This is a genomic window from Lyngbya aestuarii BL J, assembly GCF_000478195.2.
Lineage (GTDB): Bacteria > Cyanobacteriota > Cyanobacteriia > Cyanobacteriales > Microcoleaceae > Capilliphycus > Capilliphycus aestuarii.
This window is the reverse complement of the sequence record NZ_AUZM01000053.1, coordinates 1-17,046: the sequence shown is the minus strand read 5'-3', so window position 1 is coordinate 17,046 and position 17,046 is coordinate 1. Positions and strand designations below refer to the sequence as shown.

Sequence of the window (17,046 nt, the reverse complement as noted above, 5' to 3'; positions counted from 1 at the left end):
TTGAAACGTTGTGATTTTAGTCATTGTCGATGATCCGCAACCCCACCTAAAACTTGATTTCAACTCCTCTCAAGTGCGATAACGAATGGTATATCAACGAAAAAATAAAGGTTGTCTAATCTATTCACTTTTTCTAATCTAGTTTTTTCTTCGGAGGAACATATCGCAAACGAGCCAAAAAAGAAGGACGTTTAAGCTGAGTTACCACTTTTTCTAACGATAGAATCCGCACTTTATTATTATATAAAACATTCACTTGATAAACCTTATTATTGGTAATATCAAGACCCGTTAACCAACCACTTTTCGCATGATAAACTCCCGTATCGATGCCTAACCATCCTTGTCCTCGAACTAAAGACCCCGGTTCTATCCCATCAAAAGTAAAAGTAATCGTATGACCAACAATAATTAATTTATCGCTAAAATAGGGTTTAGGAATATTATGAAACTCTCGTCTAATCCAGCAAAATTCGGCTTCAGTTTGCTGAGACAGGGATAAATACGGGTGAATTCCTGCATGAACTAACCAGACATCTCCTAAGTCTAAAAACATCGGAAGTGATCGCATCCACTCTAGATGTTCTCGCGGCATAATACCTGCTTTTTGATAACTAGAAATCGTTGCATATCCGCCACTATAAAGCCAAGCCTGCCAAGCTTGAGTATTTTTGCCGACTTCCGGTAGGGCATTTAACATCAATTGTTCGTGGTTTCCCATCAAGCAATGATAGGGACTATTTTTAACAAATTCAACAACTTCAGCACTTTTCGGGCCACGATCCATTAAATCTCCGAGAAAATAGACCTGATCGTCAGACCCTGGAGCAAATTGTTCAAGCAGGGTGATCATACCGTCATAATGACCATGTACATCACCAATGATCAGGCGTCGGTTCGACATTTTCTTTCACCGGGGTTGCTCAATGATCGATCAGATCAGGCTTTATCGACTGAGAGCATTGAGAAAGCTTTGCAGTCCCGCCAGAAAGCCTTGTTTTTTCGGCTGTGGTCTTGAGGACTGGGTTGAGTCTCCCTCACTGGAGCTATTTCCTGCTAAAATTTGATCGAGTTGATCTCCGACTGGCTTTGTTTGTTCTTGAGCCAGGAGTGTGTATTCTCCGTCAATTTCTTGCCAAACTTCCCAGAGAGAAGGATAACAGCGATAGAGGGCGGCATCACCTTCTAGGGGTCTGAGATAATAGCAGGATTCAATCGTATTAATAAACCGATCACGCAAGGCGCGAGCAGCATAGCCTATTCCTATAATAGCAACATCTTCTAGACGGGGATTGAGTAAAATCGTGGCGCGATCGCCTGCTAACTGAGATAATTTTTCCACCTGTTCGACTTCCACCGGAGTTGGAGAAACCACTAAGAAACGTCCATCATCGTCTTCAACCCGGCTATCTATCGGAGATCGACTACTGCCAAGATCACTGATTTTAAAGGGGATTTCGCCCCAATCTCGACGGGCTAATGCAGCAGCACCCGCATCAGGAAAAAAGACTTTGAGGACAGTTCCAGATTCTTCAATAGCGGGAATAAATTGTTGAGCAATGGATTGGGCTTGAAGTTCGATTTCGGGGAAAACTAACTCCACTTGCACAAGTTTGTAACCGTCATCGAGTGCGGCTTGAGTGGCTTGAGTGGCTTGTTCGACAGCTTCTTCTATGCTTTTAGGTAATTGCGTCATAAACGATTAATCTTTTTCAATAAATTGGTCAAAACTCTAATTTCTGTCAGTATTATATCGTAATTTAAGAGGTTAACTTTATCCGAATTAAAAAAATAATGACGATAAATTTATTAAGATTGATCCCCCCTTATACTGAATCAAAGCCTCAGATACTTGGGGGATCTCAACCGCATTAAACACTCACAACCACAGATAAGGGTTGCAGTCTTTGTAGAATTTGTTTTAACACAAATGCTGTCCAATCAATATCAACTTGATCGGTGTCTCGTCCTAACGTCAGGCGAATTCCACCCAAAGCGGTTTTTTCGTCATATCCCATCGCCAATAAAATTGGACTTGGACTCAGTTTACCACTATGACAAGCCGAACCTGCACTAATGCCAATTCCGGCGAGATTCATTTGTCTAACTAGGGTTTTTCCGGTAATGGGTGATGAACTTTCTCCGGTTTGTGGCTGGAAACAAAAACTGACATGATGAGGGAGTCGGTGAATCCGATCACCTGTGGGAATTAACTCCGGAACATCTGCCAATCCATCAAACAAGCGATCGCGTAACTGAATTAACCGAGGGGTTTCTGTTACCATATCTTTGATCGCCAGTTCTGCGGCCATTCCAAACCCGGCAATGACTGGAATCGCTTGAGTTCCTGAACGAAACTTCATTTCTTGACCGCCCCCAGTTAACAAAGGTTGCAACTCGACGCCAGGTTTTGCATAAAGGGCGCCGCATCCTTGAGGGCCATAAAATTTGTGACTCGACAGCGACAACAGATCAATCGGTAAGGTTTCAACATTGATGGGGATTCGTCCAGCGACTTGTACAGCATCAACATGAAATAATATCCCCTGAGAACGGGCGATTTTACCTAATGCTTCAATGGGTTGTAAGGTGCCGATTTCACTTTGTCCATAAATGACCGAGACTAAGACAGTATTGGGTTGAATAGCCGCTTGCAAGTCTAACGGATGAACTCGCCCTAAACTATCAACCGGAAGACGGGTGACTTCCCATCCCCATTGTTCTAGTAAATTTGCAGGTTCTGCGATCGCCGAATGTTCGACACTGGAAATAATCAGATGTTGGGGAGTAGAATAACATCGAGCTACGCCCATGATTGCCATATTATCGGCTTCAGTACCTCCAGAGGTAAAAATAATTGACTCGGGCGGGGCGTTGATCAGGTGAGCAACTTGGCTTCTAGATCGTTCTAAGACGGTCGCCGCCCTTTGACCCCATTCATGTAAGCTCGAAGAATTCCCCCATTGTTGGGTGAGAACGGCTTGCATGGCTGCGATCGCTTCTCGACGGGTGGGAGTGGTTGCACTATAGTCTAAATAAATTTGCATGGGTTTATTGGCTGGTTTAAGGTGTTAATCAGAAGATTCCAATCAAAGCTTCAAGATTAGCGAACTTTTTTAGGGAACAGAAAAGTCTGTTTGTTCGTCTACTATGATTGTGAGTTCAGACTCCGGGCTTGCAAACGTTGTAATCTTCGTGAGAGAGGATTTTCTGCGGGACAACAAAATTACCGTGATCATGGCATAGCATACGATAGTTGCGAGTCACTGGAATACTGATAATCAGCCGATTATGTCGCAGTCGCTTCCCTCCAAAGTCACGATAAGTTTTCTGATCGCTGAGTCCAGCAAGAATAGCCCGCGCTTTGATGACCACATAGTCGGGTAAGCCTCTGAGATCGATAATATCTTGCTCGAAGGATGCTTCCCATTCTTGCTTTTTATTTCGTTTCTCTGCTAGTTGTTGATCTTCTTGCTGTTCTACCATCTGTTTTTGTTTACAGCGATGGCAGATTTTTCCATATCCTTTGTGGCCACACGGAAATGTTCTCTTTCTTCTAGGCATAACACTAATGTGAGGGTTCTGACCCAGGTCGTTCGAACAAAATAGGAAGTCCTACAGCCCTTGTAAAAAGGTTGCGGGTAGTTATGCAAAAATCATTCTGCACAAATTCAAATTAAGCTCTATTTAATAGATTACCTGCCTTGAGAGACATCCCCAAGCGGATAGGTTTGAAAAAGTTACTCTCGTTAGTTGTAGTATTAAAAGTGTAAAAGATGAACGGGTTTGAGAAGATAGGAGAAATATTAAGATTATCAAACTCAACCTAGCCCGTCAAAAGCTGACCTTTCCTGCAAGGCCGGACAGAATAAATCTTCATCAGAGAATTTATCAATGTCAATAACTATCTATCTTTAGATCGTTGACGCCTCGCTAAAATAATTATTATCAATCCTCACTCACCTGATTAACCCGTGCATTTACTCAAAAAAAAACGGCTTCTAATTAGTTTAGCGATTCTGTTGGCTTTACTTTTTTTAGGTCGTTTATTGCTGGATAAAAAACCATCTCAATCGACACTTCAACCGCTGCGAGAGACTTTACCCCAAGAACCCCTAATTCAAGCTTATTTTAATCAGTCTCAAGCTTCTGTTTATACTGAACCCTACCGCCAACAAACTCGCTTCGGAGACGATCTCGAACAAATTATCATAGATAGCATTAAAACGGCAAATTCTAGCGTTGATGTGGCGGTTCAAGAATTGCGTTTACCGAAAATTGCCGAAGTTCTTGCTAACCGACATCAAGCGGGGGTTAAAGTTAGAATAATTCTCGAAAATAGTTACAGTCGTCCTTGGAGTTTTTTAAGCGAAAATGAAGTCGCTCAACTCTCCCAACAAGAACGCGATCGCTATTTAGAAGCAGTTCAATTAATTGATATTAATCAAGATGGTCAACTCTCGACAGAAGAAATCAATCAACGAGATGCTTTAGTGATTCTGAATAATACTAAAATTCCTCTGATTGATGATACCGCAGATGGTTCAAAAGGTAGCGGTTTAATGCACCATAAATTTGTGATTGTTGACGGGAAAACGGTAATTGTGACTTCGGCTAATTTTACCCTCAGTGGAACTCACGGCGACTTAGATGAACCGGAAAGTCGGGGAAATGCCAATAATTTATTAAAAATAGAAAGTTCACAACTCGCCCGTTTATTTACTCAAGAATTTAACCTCATGTGGGGAGATGGCCCCGGAGGTGAACCGGATAGTCTATTTGGGACGAAAAAACCTGATCGAAGGGTTGAGAATATTACTGTCGGAAATACACCCGTTTTCGTTCAATTTGCACCCACTACTCGCAGTCAAACTTGGGAAAATAGTGTTAATGGTTTGATTGCTAAAACCTTAACTCAAGCCCAGGAATCAATCGATTTTGCGTTGTTTGTTTTTTCTGATCAAAGGTTAGTTGATGTTATGGAAACAACGGTTCAACGTTCAATAACTTTACAAGGAATTATTGATCCAGGTTTTGCCTATCGTAATTATAGCGAAATGTTGGATATGATGGGAGTTGCGGCGGTGAGTAACTGCAAATATGAAGCCAAAAATCGTCCCTGGAAACAACCTATTTCTACCGTTGGCGTTCCCAATTTATCCCCCGGTGATAAGTTACATCATAAGTTTGGAATTGTTGATAATCAAGTTGTAATTTCGGGTTCTCAAAACTGGACGGAAGCGGCGAATACAACCAACGACGAAACCTTAATTGTGATTAAAAATTCCGCCGTCGCCGCCCATTTTAACCGGGAATTTAACCGACTTTACAACACCGCAACCTTGGGACTTCCTGGGGGAATTTTAGCCAAATTTAAACGGGATATAGAAGCTTGTCAAGGAAACATTGAAACCGTTTCAAAACCCCCCCGTTGGAGTTTGGGATACAAAGTTAACTTAAATACCGCCACTTTAGAAGAATTAGAAACCCTACCCGGAGTCGGCCCAAAATTAGCCCAACGCATCATTCAAACCCGCCAACAACAACCCTTTACCTCTTTAGAAGATTTACAACGGGTGTCAGGAATAGGCCCGAAAATGACCGAAAATTTGCGGGATAAGGTAACATGGTAGTGTTCGGCGCATAGTTTTGAAATTCGGTTTAAATTATTAGTTGAGGTTGATTCACTCAAATCATGGAAAGTACCGCAAATAAACAATTTCAAATTACTCAAATGACGGCGATTAATGTCGCAAAAACTGTAACAATTTTCTTTTTAATTGGATGCGCTATCCTGTTAGGAATTCGGGATATGCGTCAGGTGATTTATCTGTGTTTGCACATTGGTTATTGCGTTTGGTGGTTGGTTGAACAGTGGTTTTATCCCAAACGCCGAGAAGTATTATTTAGTGAACCTGTGGGAATTGGCGGGTTTACTTTATCGTTGTTATTTATTGGGTTTATTTACGCCCTTCCCGGTTATTTAGCCTTTGTTAATCCCGAACCTATTTCATTTTTAACCGTTGGAATTGGTTTACCTCTGTTCTTTTTTGGCAGTTTAATTAATGCCAGTGCGGACGTACAAAAATTAACCGCAAAAGAGTTCGGTGCGGGTTTGGTTAAAGATAATATTTGGCGTCTTTCTCGCAATATTAACTACTTCGGAGATTTGATGAGATATCTCAGTTTTGCTGTGGTTGCGGGTTCACTCTGGGCTTACATTGTACCGGGGTTGGTAACGGCTCTTTATCTACTAAGAATCAATCAAAAAGACCTCAGCATGAGCGAAAAATATCCCGAATATCAGGAATACAAACTCAAAACTCGGCGACTAATTCCATTTATCTGGTAAGTTTGATTTTCAGTTAAAATTGAACGGGTGAGGAGAAAAATTTATAGAATCCTCATCCGTTTTTTTGTTATAATTAACATCATTACCGAGTCCGTTGAAAGTTATGGCGATCGCAACTCCCAAACGTTTTACAGTAGAAGAATATCACCGCTTAACCGAATTGGGTTTTTTTACCGAAGATGATCGGGTTGAACTTATTGGCGGAGAATTGTTTGATATGGCAGCAAAAGGGGTATTACACGAAACTTGTTTAAGAAAATTATTACGGGAACTGAGTCAATTAATCACAACTCAAGCTACCCTACAATGTCAATCTCCGATTATTTTATCACAAAACAGCGAACCCGAACCGGATTTTACAATTGTCATAAATCGTGAAGATGATTATTTAAGTTCTCATCCGACTTCCGAGGATATTTTACTTTTAATTGAGATATCCGACTCGTCTTTAGAGTACGATCAAGAAGTTAAACTGAGGGCTTATGCTGAACATAATATAAAAGAGTATTGGATTTTTAACCTAATTGATTATCAACTGGAATGTTACGGCGAACCCTACCAAAAATTAGATCGAACCTTCGGTTATCGAAGAAAATTAATCGTTTTACCGAATGAAACGGTTATATTGCCTTGTTTTCCTGAGTTTTCTTTAGAGTTATCAAAAGTATTTCCGCCCCGGTTTAACTCTTAAATTAGAAATAAATTTCAACACAAGGAGGATCTACAATAACACTTGGTTCTCTTACTTACTTGATGATTCCCATCCTCTTAGGGGGCCAAGATATTTTAGTTGCTTTACCAGTGATATTATCACGGGGAACTAAAATGTGAGGATCGTAGCCATAGCCTCCTAATGAACGGTAACGATTGTTTCCGAAAACAAGGTAAGTATCATCTGGAATTACTTGTGAACCCCATTGATCGTCTGGTTCGGCTGCAATGTAATTCTCATTGAAAGGCTTGTCATTGATGTAAACTAAGCCGTCCCGTACTTCTACTTTTTCATTGGGTAATCCAATAATCCGTTTAATCAAAACATCTGTCGAGTTCAACTTTTTATGGTTCATTTCATCGGTGGTGCGGAACACAACAATATCGCCCCGTTTGGGATCGGAAAAATGGTAACTAATTTTTTCTTCGACGACACAATCACGGATTTGCAGTTCGGGTGGCACTGACTTGTGATCATATTGTGTTATGCAATGTGTATCAAAAATAAATTCTCTTAAAGAAAATCTAACAATATTACTACATAAATCAAGAACCAACAAAATCAAGCAAATCCCCAAAATGAAACGCCGATACTTTTCGCGATGAGTTGGAGTTGAAAGATAAGCATGATAGGAAAACAAACAAACAGCAAGCAAACGTATAGCAACCTGCAAATATGAATAAAATTCTGCCGATGAAAATAAAGCATCCGCCCCATTCATCAAGATTAAGAACAGAATAACGAACCCCCATTGTTCTTGCCCGTTTCTAGCTACATAGATATGGCCAAAGCCGGGGACAATTCTGGTGAGAAATACGGCTTTCCAGGGATCTTTACCATCCTTTCGGAGACTTTCAAACTCAAGACTGTTAGCCTTTTTTGTACAACGATAAGCATCAAATAGATTAAAAATATAAAGTAGATACTCTCCGAATTCCAACAGAGTTCCAAGCCGAACGCTCCCCGTAGGACTTAAAATCAACCATTTACCAAATCCAAACAAAATCAGCGCGATAAAAATTAGGAGCAATCCCCTTGAGGTTTTGCCTGCATAGATTTGACCAAACCCGGGGAATACAGTTGATAGGCTGACAGCTAGCCAAGGTTCTTTACCCGTAATAGATTGTTGACTTTTCATGGTCTAAAGCTTGTTAATATTTGCTATTTAACACCAAGTAGATGGGTCAAGTCACTAAATCGATCACTCATCTGATTGTAGTTGGCTCCTATTTGAGCTAGATTTGGTATGATTGCACCTCTCTATAGTTAGACAACCTATCGATTAGCTAATGCACTCCACGAAATGCACCCATTGGGAGTAATCTGGAAATGATGACAAATTGCTCTCTACAGGAAATTAGAAACGATGCGACTCTCGAAAATGTTATTTGTAACGTTACGCGAAGATCCGGCAGAAGCAGAAATACCCAGTCATAAACTCTTGGTTCGTGCGGGTTATATCCGTCGCATCGGAAGCGGAATATATGCCTATCTTCCGTTGATGTGGCGGGTATTGCAAAAAGTTTCCCAAATTGTCCGCGAAGAAATGAACGCCACCGGCGCCGAAGAATGTTTACTTCCTCAAGTTCAACCCGCGGAATTGTGGCAAGAGTCGGGTCGATGGGATACTTATACAAAAGCAGAAGGGATTATGTTTGCTTTACGCGATCGCCGTAACCGTGATTTAGCATTAGGCCCAACGCACGAAGAAGTGATCACCACCATTGCCAAAGAAATGATCCGTTCTTATCAACAACTTCCCCTACATTTATATCAAATTCAAACTAAATTCCGAGATGAAATTCGCCCTCGTTTTGGGTTAATGAGGGGACGAGAATTTATTATGAAAGATGGCTATTCGTTCCATACTGATGAAGACAGTTTGAAAGAAACTTACAAGGATATGGATAAAGCTTATCGGAATATCTTACGACGTTCTGGGTTAGCTTTTCGGGCGGTAGAAGCCGATTCTGGGGCGATAGGTGGATCGGGTTCGCAAGAGTTTATGGTGTTAGCTGAAGCGGGAGAAGATGAAGTTCTCTACACCGAAGATGGCAAATATGCGGCGAATGTTGAAAAGGCGGTTTCTTTGCCTGCTGACGCCGAACCTTCGACCTTTAAAGCCTATGAAAAACGAGAAACACCGAATACAGCAACGATAGAAACGGTTTGTAAGTTTCTGAAATGTTCGCCAACACAATTGGTCAAAAATGTTCTTTATCAGGCAGTTTATGATACTGGAATGACGGTATTAGTATTGGTAAATATTCGGGGCGATCAAGATGTTAATGAGGTGAAATTGCAAAATGAGTTGACAAAATTGGCGGGGGAATATCAGGCAAAAGCGTTAATTTCGTTAACCGTTCCTGATGAAGAAGCGCAACAAAAATGGGCGGCTAAACCGTTGCCTTTGGGTTATATTGCCCCGGATTTATCAGATGAATATATTACCGGAAGTAAGTCGGTTAATTCTAAGTTTTTGCGAATGGTTGATCGAACGGCTGTAGACTTGGAAAATTTTGTTACTGGGGCGAATGAGTCGGGATATCATGTAGTTGGGGCGAACTGGAAAAAAGAGTTTGATTTGCCTAAAATTGTAGTTGATGTAAGAACAGCAAAAGTTGGTGATCGCGCCGTTCACGACGCCAATCAAGTATTAGAAACAGCAAGAGGGATTGAAGTCGGTCATATCTTTCAACTCGGAACAAAATATTCTCAAATAATGGGGGCGACTTGTACCAATGAAAAAGGCGAAGAAATTCCGTTGGTGATGGGATGTTATGGGGTAGGAGTATCGCGTTTAGCGCAGTCAGCCGTTGAACAATCTTATGATAAAGACGGGATAATTTGGCCGGTGGCGATCGCTCCTTATCATGCCATTGTTACGATTCCTAACATTAACGACACTCAGCAGCTAGAAACAGCAGAAAACTTGTATACTCAACTCAATCAAGTCGGAATTGAAACGTTACTCGACGATCGCAATGAACGGGCCGGAGTGAAGTTCAAAGACGCAGATTTGATCGGAATTCCTTATCGGATTGTTACCGGGCGATCGCTCAAGTCCGGCAAAGTAGAAATTGTTGAACGGGCGACCCACAACTCCCAAGAAGTGGCTTTAGAAGATGTCGTTTCATATCTTCAGAAATCAATTGCCGCAGCAGTAGACAGTAAACAGTGACCAGGGGAGATAGGGAGATGGGGAGATGGGGAGATGGGGAGATCGGGAGATCGGGAGATCGGGAGATCGCCTATTACCTGTTATCTGTTACCTTTTGCCATATGAGCTGTTACCTGTTGCCTTTTGCCTCTTGCCTATTCCCTTTTGACTATTGCCATTTTTGTTCCCGATACATGGTATTATCGGTGATGGCTTGCAGAGCGCAGCCAATAACCCAAGTTTGAGTTTGTGAGTTTTGTGATCTTGTCTGATTCCATAGTTGAAACCACACCCCCCGTAGAGAATAGTTCCGACTCAGGCGTGCTAGATCCTGAACCGGATGCCTCGATGCAGGAGTATTATCAGCTCCAGCAGGACCTACTAATCGTGACGGTAATTTTGACAGGCGTTATTTTTGTGACGGTCTGCTGCTTTTATCCGCTCAAGATTGCTCTAAATTATTTATTAGGAGCGGTTGTAAGTGTGGTTTACTTAAGAATGTTAGCAAAAGACGTTGAGAAACTGGGTAGACAGCAACAACGTCTGAGCAAAGCTCGGTTAGCTATCTTCATTGGATTGATCGTTGTTGCAACTCAATGGAATAGTCTGTCGATTCTGCCCATCTTTTTGGGATTTCTGACGTACAAAGCTGCGCTCATTCTGTATGTGCTGAAAACAGCACTGATGCCTGAGAGTTAGTCAGTTTCAGGCAAAATCAGACTTGGGGCCTGTACAAGTATGGGGAAGCCTTTTGAATGCAAATGCTTGAATTTTTCAACGCTATTAACTGTTTTCCCCTCGCCAGTTTGGAAGTTGGTCAGCACTTCTACTGGGAGCTGGGCAATCTAAGAGTACACGGACAGATTTTCCTAACCTCTTGGTTTGTGATAGCGGTGCTAATGCTGGGAGCTATTTTAGCAACAACCAACGTTCAGCGTATTCCCAGTGGAATGCAGAATTTCATGGAATTTGTCCTGGAATTTGTTCGCAACCTGGCTAAAGACCAAATCGGGGAAAAAGAATATCGCCCCTGGGTACCGTTTGTTGGTACATTATTTTTGTTCATCTTTGTGTCGAACTGGTCAGGGGCATTAGTTCCTTGGAAGCTGATTGAGCTACCGGCCGGAGAACTTACCGCACCGACAAGCGACATCAACACAACGATAGCCTTGGCATTGTTGACATCCGGCGCGTATTTTTACGCAGGTATGAGTAAAAAAGGCGTTGTCGGCTACTTCGCTGACTATGCCAAGCCCGTACCGTTTCTCGCCCCCTTCCGGGTGATCGAAGATTTTACCAAGCCTCTTTCTCTAAGCTTCCGTCTGTTCGGTAACGTGTTGGCGGATGAATTAGTAGTAGCGGTATTGGTATTTCTGGTTCCTCTATTTGTTCCCCTGCCGTTGATGGTACTGGGTTTATTCCTGGGTTCCATTCAGGCTCTCATTTTTGCCACTCTAGCAGCCAACTATATTGGAGAAGCTCTAGAAGGGCATGGTGAAGAACATCACTAAGCTCGAAAACTGAGTTGACCTCAAAATTCTCAGCCGGGATGAATACTGCTGAGAGTTAAAACGAGGATGTAGATTTGTAGTCTTGAATTGTCAATTTCGTCGTTTAGATAAGGAAATCATTATGGATCCGTTAATTGCTGCTGCTTCCGTGATTGCTGCTGCTCTAGCTGTAGGTTTAGGTGCAATTGGGCCTGGTATTGGTCAAGGAAATGCAGCGGGTCAAGCTGTAGAAGGGATTGCTCGTCAACCCGAAGCTGAAGGTAAAATTCGCGGAACTTTGCTATTGAGCTTGGCATTTATGGAAGCTCTGACCATTTATGGTCTTGTCGTTTCTCTAGTGTTGCTTTTTGCTAACCCCTTCGCGTAAAAAGTTTGGAGTTTAGGTTTTAGATAGCCGGGATATTCCTCACCCAAAAAGTCTGAAATCTAAACTCTACAACCAGACAGCATGGGAACCCTAGACACAATAACTAATGATGCACTGGACGATTCTATTCGCGGTTGAAGAAACGGCCAAAGAGGGAGGACTATTTGATCTCAATGCAACCTTGCCTCTCATGGCGGTACAATTTTTGCTCCTTGCAGTCATTTTAAATGCGATTTTTTACAAGCCACTCGGAAAAGCAATTGATGAGCGTGCCGAGTATATTCGAGAAAATAGACTGCAAGCTCAAGAACGGTTAGCCAAAGCGGAAAAGTTAGCTCAACAATACGAGCAAGAACTGGCAGAAACCCGCAAGCAATCTCAAAACGTGATTGTAACTGCTCAAGCTGATGCTCGCAAAATTGCATCAGAAAAAATGGCTGAAGCTCTACAAGAAGCCCAAAAGCTAAGAGAAAAAGCTGTTCAGGAAATTGAGACCGAAAAGCAGCAAGCTTTACAAACTTTAGAGCAACAGGTTGAACCACTCAGTCGGCAAATTCTAGAAAAGCTATTAGGGCCTGAATTGGTGAGATAATCCCCAATAATTTTAGGTCAAACTGTTAGCAGCGCAGTTATGAGAAGAACATCATGGAGACGGTAGTATTACTAGCTACAGAGGCAGCCTCTGAAGGCGAGTTTGGATTCAACTTCGATATTTTAGACAGCAACCTGATTAACCTTGCCATTTTGATTGGAGTTCTAATCTACTTTGGACGAGGTTTTTTAGGCAAAATCCTGAGTGAAAGACGAGCGAGTATCGAGCAGGCGATCACAGATGCAGAGCAACGTCAAAAGCAAGCGGCAGAGACTCTGGCGCAGCAACAACAAAAGTTGACTCAAGCTCAAGCTGAAGCTGAACGCATTCGAGCCGAAGCCCAAGAACGAGCCAAAGCACTCAAAGCTCAGATCGAAGCTCAGGCAATTGAAGATGTTGAACGCATGAAAGCTGCGGCAAGTCAAGAAATGGATGGAGAACGAGACCGGGCGATCGCGAGTTTACGCGCTCAAGCCGTAGCAATGGCTCTAGAGCGCTCAGAAGTCCGACTCAAAGAACAACTTGACCATTCTGCTCAAGAACAATTAATTGATCGCAGTTTGGCGTTATTGTGAGGTAGTTAATGAGTGCAATTGTTGGAGAAATTGTAGAGCCTTACGCACAGGCTTTAATGTCAGTCGCCAAGTCGAATAACCTCACCAACGAAATCGGAGACAATATCCGCAGTTTGTTGGAATTGATGGAAAATTCAGAACAATTAAGAAAGTTCTTGGCAAATCCTGTCATCAAACCGGATGACAAAAAAGCAGTGATTGGACAAATTTTCCGTGAGGAAATGAATCCTTACCTGCGAAACTTTACTCTGTTACTGGTTGATCGAGGACGGATTTCCTTTCTCGAACCCATCGTCAAGCAGTATCTCGCTTTACTGCGTCAATTCAATAAAACGGTGTTGGCTGAAGTGACTTCGACAGTGGAGTTGAATGAAGGTCAAAGAAACCACCTTTCTGAGAAAGTCAAAGGGATGACTGGCGCAGATCATGTCGAAATCACCACCAAAATCGACCCCGCATTGATCGGGGGTGTGATTATCAAAGTTGGCTCTCGGGTGGTTGATGCCAGTCTACGTGGGCAATTGCGTCGAATTGGTATTCGCCTGAATGCTTAAAACATCAGTTAGGTGAGTTGGGATCTCAGCCTCGCTTGAGACAGACTCAACTCCCAACAGTCAGAACACGGTAATTCTAAGCTTGAACGCATCAGGTTGAGATTTTTGAATGTCCGTGCTTCTACCCATCAACAACAGAAATCTTGCAGATCGGTTGATTTAAGGAGTAAACCGTTAATGCGACAAATCAGATTGATCAATTTAAGGATTATCAGTGTTGTCAAACATTAACTCAAGAGACCCTAAACTCACCCCTCTGTTTACCCAATCAGTGATCACTTAAAATAACGAGAACTATGGTATCAATCAGACCCGACGAAATTAGCAGCATCATTCAACAGCAGATTCAACAGTACGACCAAGATGTAAAAGTCTCCAACGTGGGTACAGTTCTGCAAGTCGGTGATGGTATTGCTCGGATCTACGGCTTAGATCAAGCCATGTCTTCAGAACTGCTAGAGTTCCAAGATGGTACAATCGGCATCGCCCTCAACCTCGAAGAAGACAACGTGGGTGCAGTATTGATGGGAGATGGCCATAAAATTGAGGAAGGCTCCTCCGTAACCGCAACCGGAAGAATTGCTCAAATTCCGGTCGGTGAGGGAATGCTTGGCCGGATTGTGGATGCGTTAGGTCGTCCCATTGATGGTAAAGGTGAAATCCAATCCTCAGAAGATCGTCTACTGGAATCTCCCGCTCCTGGAATTATTGACCGTCGCTCCGTGTGCGAACCGATGCAAACCGGAATTACCGCGATTGATGCGATGATTCCGATTGGTAGAGGTCAGCGAGAACTGATTATTGGTGACCGACAAACCGGTAAAACTGCGATCGCGATTGATACGATCATCAATCAAAAGAGCGAAGATGTGATTTGCGTCTACGTGGCTGTGGGTCAAAAAGCCTCTACAGTCGCCCAGGTCGCCGGAACCCTGGCAGAGAAGGGCGCAATGGACTACACCGTAATCGTAGCTGCCAACGCTAGTGAACCTGCTACATTACAATACCTCGCTCCTTATGCGGGAGCTTCCATCGCCGAATACTTCATGTATAAGGGTAAGGCAACTCTCGTCATCTATGATGACTTGTCCAAGCAAGCCCAAGCCTACCGTCAAATGTCGCTACTGCTGCGTCGTCCTCCCGGTCGGGAAGCTTATCCTGGAGATGTTTTCTATCTTCACTCTCGTCTGTTAGAACGAGCCGCGAAGTTGAATGATGAACTCGGTGGCGGGAGTATGACGGCTTTACCGATTATTGAAACCCAAGCCAGTGACGTTTCGGCTTACATCCCCACAAACGTTATTTCGATTACGGATGGTCAGATCTTCCTGTCGGCTGACTTGTTCAACTCCGGTTTGCGTCCGGCGGTAAACGCGGGGATTTCTGTATCCCGTGTGGGTTCTGCGGCTCAAACCAAAGCCATTAAAAAGGTTGCAGGTAAGGTGAAGCTAGAGTTGGCTCAGTATGCTGAGTTGGCTGCCTTTTCTCAGTTTGCTTCTGACTTGGATGAAGCAACCCGTAAACAGTTGTCTCGGGGTGAACGCCTACGCGAACTCCTAAAACAACCCCAAAACTCGCCTCTGCAATTGTTTGAACAGGTGGCGATTATTTACACGGGAATTAACGGTTATCTTGATGAAATTCCGGTGGACAAAGTGGTTGCTTTTGCTGCGGGATTACGGGATTACCTGAAAAATAGCAAGCCCAAGTATGGCGAAATCATCCAAACCGAAAAAGTCCTAACTGAAGAAGCAGAAAATCTCCTCAAAGAAGGAATTAACGAATTTAAGCAAACCTTCCTCGTTTCTGCCTAGTCAGGTTTTGTGGCCAGTGAAAAATCGGGCATTTAGCTTTGATCAAATCTCACTGGTCACTGTTAACAAATAACTGATAACTGACCCCACTATGTCAAACTTAAAAGCGATTCGCGATCGCATTGCTTCAGTCAAAAATACAAAAAAAATTACCGAGGCGATGCGTTTAGTTGCCTCTGCTAAAGTTCGTCGCGCTCAAGAACAAGTCTTAGCAACCCGTCCTTTTGCCGATAAATTAGCCGGGATTCTTTATGCCCTACAATCCCGTCTAAAATTTGAAAATATTGATTCTCCCCTACTCGAACAACGGGAAGTCAAAAAAGTCGGATTACTGGTGATTTCCGGTAATCGGGGTTTGTGCGGTACTTACAACGGTAATATTATCAAACGGGCGGAAAGTCGCGCTAAAGAATTGACCGCAGAAGGGGTTGATTATACTTATATCCTGGTTGGACGAAAAGCGATTCAGTATTTTCAACGCCGGAATGTCCCGATTCAAAGAACGGCTGAAAACCCCGAAAAAACACCTCCTGGCGAGAAAGTTGCCGATGCGGCAGAAGAAGTTCTCTCCTTATTTTTATCGGGAGAAGTGGATCGGGTAGAATTAATTTACACGAAGTTTGTTTCGTTGATTAGTTCTAAACCTGTCGTTCAAACCCTTCTTCCCCTCAATTTTCAAGGTTTGGAAGTTAAAGACGATGAAGTCTTCCGACTGACAACAAGCGGGGGTCAACTTGATGTTACTCGTGAAAAAGTAGCAGTAACCCCAACAATCATCCCCCGTGATATGATTTTTGAACAAGATCCAGTACAGATTCTGGATGCTTTGTTACCGCTTTATTTAACCAACCAACTGTTACGGGCGTGGCAAGAATCAACAGCGAGTGAGTTAGCTGCCCGGATGACGGCGATGAGTAATGCTAGTGAGAACGCCGGAGAGTTGATGAAAAGCTTGACGTTATCCTACAACAAAGCTCGACAAGCCGCAATTACTCAAGAAATTTTGGAAGTTGTTGGGGGCGCGGAAGCACTTCAGGGTTAAACGACATCGCCCACAATTGGCGATACACCATCAGGGTTGTGAAGTTCACAGCCCTTTTTTCATTGAATAATTTGTCCGACTGCGAGTAAATCCTTACCCGAGATTTTCTAAAGATCCAGAAGATAGAATTTTAGTGGCGATCGCAAGGGGATATGATAGTGAACTACTCACACTGACCGCCGCGGTACAGTGTAAGCTTCTGATTTCTCAGCCCGATGCCCTTTCACCGTCGCGGTTATCTGGTCTTAAACAGGCTCCCTCAGCAGAGACGGGGTTCCCTCCGCCAAAATGTATTATTCTGATGCCTTCATTTCTTATGTTGAGTGCGGCGTTACTGTCACAATCGTGGTGAGTTTTACAGTTAAGA

At 43.0% G+C, this 17,046-nt stretch carries 17 protein-coding genes; 12 read left to right on the top strand and 5 right to left on the bottom strand.

What is annotated here, in order from left to right; all coding sequences use genetic code 11:
* Positions 1–133: 133 nt before the first annotated feature.
* The 4 genes from M595_RS19620 to M595_RS19605 form a co-directional block, all read right to left on the bottom strand.
* Positions 134–904 carry a metallophosphoesterase family protein gene (locus M595_RS19620; RefSeq protein ID WP_023068148.1) on the bottom strand — a complete coding sequence of 257 codons (771 nt, stop codon included), beginning with the start codon at positions 902–904 and terminating at the stop codon, positions 134–136.
* 42 nt (positions 905–946) lie between these two features.
* Positions 947–1,696 (bottom strand): DUF1995 family protein, encoded by a 750-nt coding sequence (locus M595_RS19615; RefSeq protein ID WP_023068155.1) that lies wholly within the window; start codon positions 1,694–1,696, stop codon positions 947–949.
* Positions 1,697–1,871: 175 nt separating this feature from the next.
* Entirely contained in the window at positions 1,872–3,047 is a 1,176-nt protein-coding gene (locus tag M595_RS19610; RefSeq protein ID WP_023068168.1) for a cysteine desulfurase family protein, read from the bottom strand.
* A 115-nt stretch (positions 3,048–3,162) separates the two neighbouring features.
* The gene (locus M595_RS19605) at positions 3,163–3,564 is read right to left on the bottom strand and encodes a DUF7682 family zinc-binding protein (protein WP_040484386.1); all 402 of its coding nucleotides are present in this window, start codon (positions 3,562–3,564) and stop codon (positions 3,163–3,165) included.
* A gap of 410 nt (positions 3,565–3,974) precedes the next feature.
* On the opposite strand from M595_RS19605, the gene M595_RS19600 reads away from it, so the two are divergent.
* The 3 genes from M595_RS19600 to M595_RS19590 all read left to right on the top strand — a co-directional run bounded on the left by M595_RS19600 (position 3,975) and on the right by M595_RS19590 (position 7,043).
* The gene (locus M595_RS19600) at positions 3,975–5,633 is read left to right on the top strand and encodes a DUF655 domain-containing protein (RefSeq protein ID WP_023068169.1); all 1,659 of its coding nucleotides are present in this window, start codon (positions 3,975–3,977) and stop codon (positions 5,631–5,633) included.
* Between the two features lie 62 nt (positions 5,634–5,695).
* Entirely contained in the window at positions 5,696–6,352 is a 657-nt protein-coding gene (locus tag M595_RS19595) for a DUF1295 domain-containing protein (protein WP_023068156.1), read from the top strand.
* A gap of 103 nt (positions 6,353–6,455) precedes the next feature.
* On the top strand, positions 6,456–7,043 hold the full coding sequence (locus tag M595_RS19590) for a Uma2 family endonuclease (RefSeq protein ID WP_023068173.1): 588 nt from the start codon (positions 6,456–6,458) through the stop codon (positions 7,041–7,043).
* A 55-nt stretch (positions 7,044–7,098) separates the two neighbouring features.
* Here the strand turns inward: M595_RS19590 and lepB are convergent, their stop codons facing one another.
* Positions 7,099–8,202: a signal peptidase I gene (gene lepB / locus M595_RS19585; protein ID WP_023068153.1), complete on the bottom strand. Its 1,104-nt coding sequence runs from the start codon at positions 8,200–8,202 to the stop codon at positions 7,099–7,101.
* Between the two features lie 228 nt (positions 8,203–8,430).
* Here lepB and proS point away from each other — a divergent pair, with 228 nt between their 5' ends.
* The 9 genes from proS (at position 8,431) to M595_RS19540 (ending at position 16,679) form a co-directional block, all read left to right on the top strand.
* The gene (gene proS / locus M595_RS19580; protein WP_023068172.1) at positions 8,431–10,245 is read left to right on the top strand and encodes a proline--tRNA ligase; all 1,815 of its coding nucleotides are present in this window, start codon (positions 8,431–8,433) and stop codon (positions 10,243–10,245) included.
* A 327-nt stretch (positions 10,246–10,572) separates the two neighbouring features.
* Complete coding sequence (locus M595_RS19575; RefSeq protein ID WP_083492849.1) at positions 10,573–10,923, top strand: ATP synthase subunit I; 351 nt, start codon at positions 10,573–10,575, stop codon at positions 10,921–10,923.
* Between the two features lie 56 nt (positions 10,924–10,979).
* Entirely contained in the window at positions 10,980–11,735 is a 756-nt protein-coding gene (gene atpB, locus M595_RS19570; RefSeq protein WP_040484385.1) for a F0F1 ATP synthase subunit A, read from the top strand.
* Between the two features lie 121 nt (positions 11,736–11,856).
* Positions 11,857–12,102, top strand: a complete 246-nt coding sequence (gene atpE / locus M595_RS19565; protein WP_009782610.1) for an ATP synthase F0 subunit C — start codon at positions 11,857–11,859, stop codon at positions 12,100–12,102.
* A 106-nt stretch (positions 12,103–12,208) separates the two neighbouring features.
* Positions 12,209–12,694, top strand: a complete 486-nt coding sequence (locus M595_RS19560; RefSeq protein WP_023068178.1) for a F0F1 ATP synthase subunit B' — start codon at positions 12,209–12,211, stop codon at positions 12,692–12,694.
* A gap of 53 nt (positions 12,695–12,747) precedes the next feature.
* Positions 12,748–13,269 carry a F0F1 ATP synthase subunit B gene (locus tag M595_RS19555; protein WP_023068158.1) on the top strand — a complete coding sequence of 174 codons (522 nt, stop codon included), beginning with the start codon at positions 12,748–12,750 and terminating at the stop codon, positions 13,267–13,269.
* A gap of 8 nt (positions 13,270–13,277) precedes the next feature.
* A complete protein-coding gene (gene atpH / locus M595_RS19550; protein ID WP_023068154.1) occupies positions 13,278–13,823 on the top strand; it encodes an ATP synthase F1 subunit delta in 546 nt (181 codons plus the stop codon).
* 296 nt (positions 13,824–14,119) lie between these two features.
* On the top strand, positions 14,120–15,637 hold the full coding sequence (gene atpA / locus M595_RS19545) for a F0F1 ATP synthase subunit alpha (RefSeq protein WP_023068170.1): 1,518 nt from the start codon (positions 14,120–14,122) through the stop codon (positions 15,635–15,637).
* A gap of 91 nt (positions 15,638–15,728) precedes the next feature.
* Positions 15,729–16,679: a F0F1 ATP synthase subunit gamma gene (locus M595_RS19540; RefSeq protein WP_023068142.1), complete on the top strand. Its 951-nt coding sequence runs from the start codon at positions 15,729–15,731 to the stop codon at positions 16,677–16,679.
* Positions 16,680–17,046: the final 367 nt, after the last annotated feature.

Bases quoted from the DNA above. Each gene is read 5' to 3' on its own strand.
- proS (WP_023068172.1), top strand. From the start codon at position 8,431: ATGCGACTCTCGAAAATGTTATTTGTAACGTTACGCGAAGATCCGGCA.
- M595_RS19610 (WP_023068168.1), bottom strand. From the start codon at position 3,047: ATGCAAATTTATTTAGACTATAGTGCAACCACTCCCACCCGTCGAGAA.
- M595_RS19595 (WP_023068156.1), top strand. From the start codon at position 5,696: ATGGAAAGTACCGCAAATAAACAATTTCAAATTACTCAAATGACGGCG.
- M595_RS19575 (WP_083492849.1), top strand. From the start codon at position 10,573: ATGCAGGAGTATTATCAGCTCCAGCAGGACCTACTAATCGTGACGGTA.
- M595_RS19555 (WP_023068158.1), top strand. From the start codon at position 12,748: ATGGAGACGGTAGTATTACTAGCTACAGAGGCAGCCTCTGAAGGCGAG.
- M595_RS19560 (WP_023068178.1), top strand. From the start codon at position 12,209: ATGATGCACTGGACGATTCTATTCGCGGTTGAAGAAACGGCCAAAGAG.
- M595_RS19615 (WP_023068155.1), bottom strand. From the start codon at position 1,696: ATGACGCAATTACCTAAAAGCATAGAAGAAGCTGTCGAACAAGCCACT.
- M595_RS19540 (WP_023068142.1), top strand. From the start codon at position 15,729: ATGTCAAACTTAAAAGCGATTCGCGATCGCATTGCTTCAGTCAAAAAT.
- M595_RS19590 (WP_023068173.1), top strand. From the start codon at position 6,456: ATGGCGATCGCAACTCCCAAACGTTTTACAGTAGAAGAATATCACCGC.
- atpB (WP_040484385.1), top strand. From the start codon at position 10,980: ATGCAAATGCTTGAATTTTTCAACGCTATTAACTGTTTTCCCCTCGCC.
- atpE (WP_009782610.1), top strand. From the start codon at position 11,857: ATGGATCCGTTAATTGCTGCTGCTTCCGTGATTGCTGCTGCTCTAGCT.
- M595_RS19605 (WP_040484386.1), bottom strand. From the start codon at position 3,564: ATGCCTAGAAGAAAGAGAACATTTCCGTGTGGCCACAAAGGATATGGA.
- M595_RS19620 (WP_023068148.1), bottom strand. From the start codon at position 904: ATGTCGAACCGACGCCTGATCATTGGTGATGTACATGGTCATTATGAC.
- atpA (WP_023068170.1), top strand. From the start codon at position 14,120: ATGGTATCAATCAGACCCGACGAAATTAGCAGCATCATTCAACAGCAG.
- atpH (WP_023068154.1), top strand. From the start codon at position 13,278: ATGAGTGCAATTGTTGGAGAAATTGTAGAGCCTTACGCACAGGCTTTA.
- lepB (WP_023068153.1), bottom strand. From the start codon at position 8,202: ATGAAAAGTCAACAATCTATTACGGGTAAAGAACCTTGGCTAGCTGTC.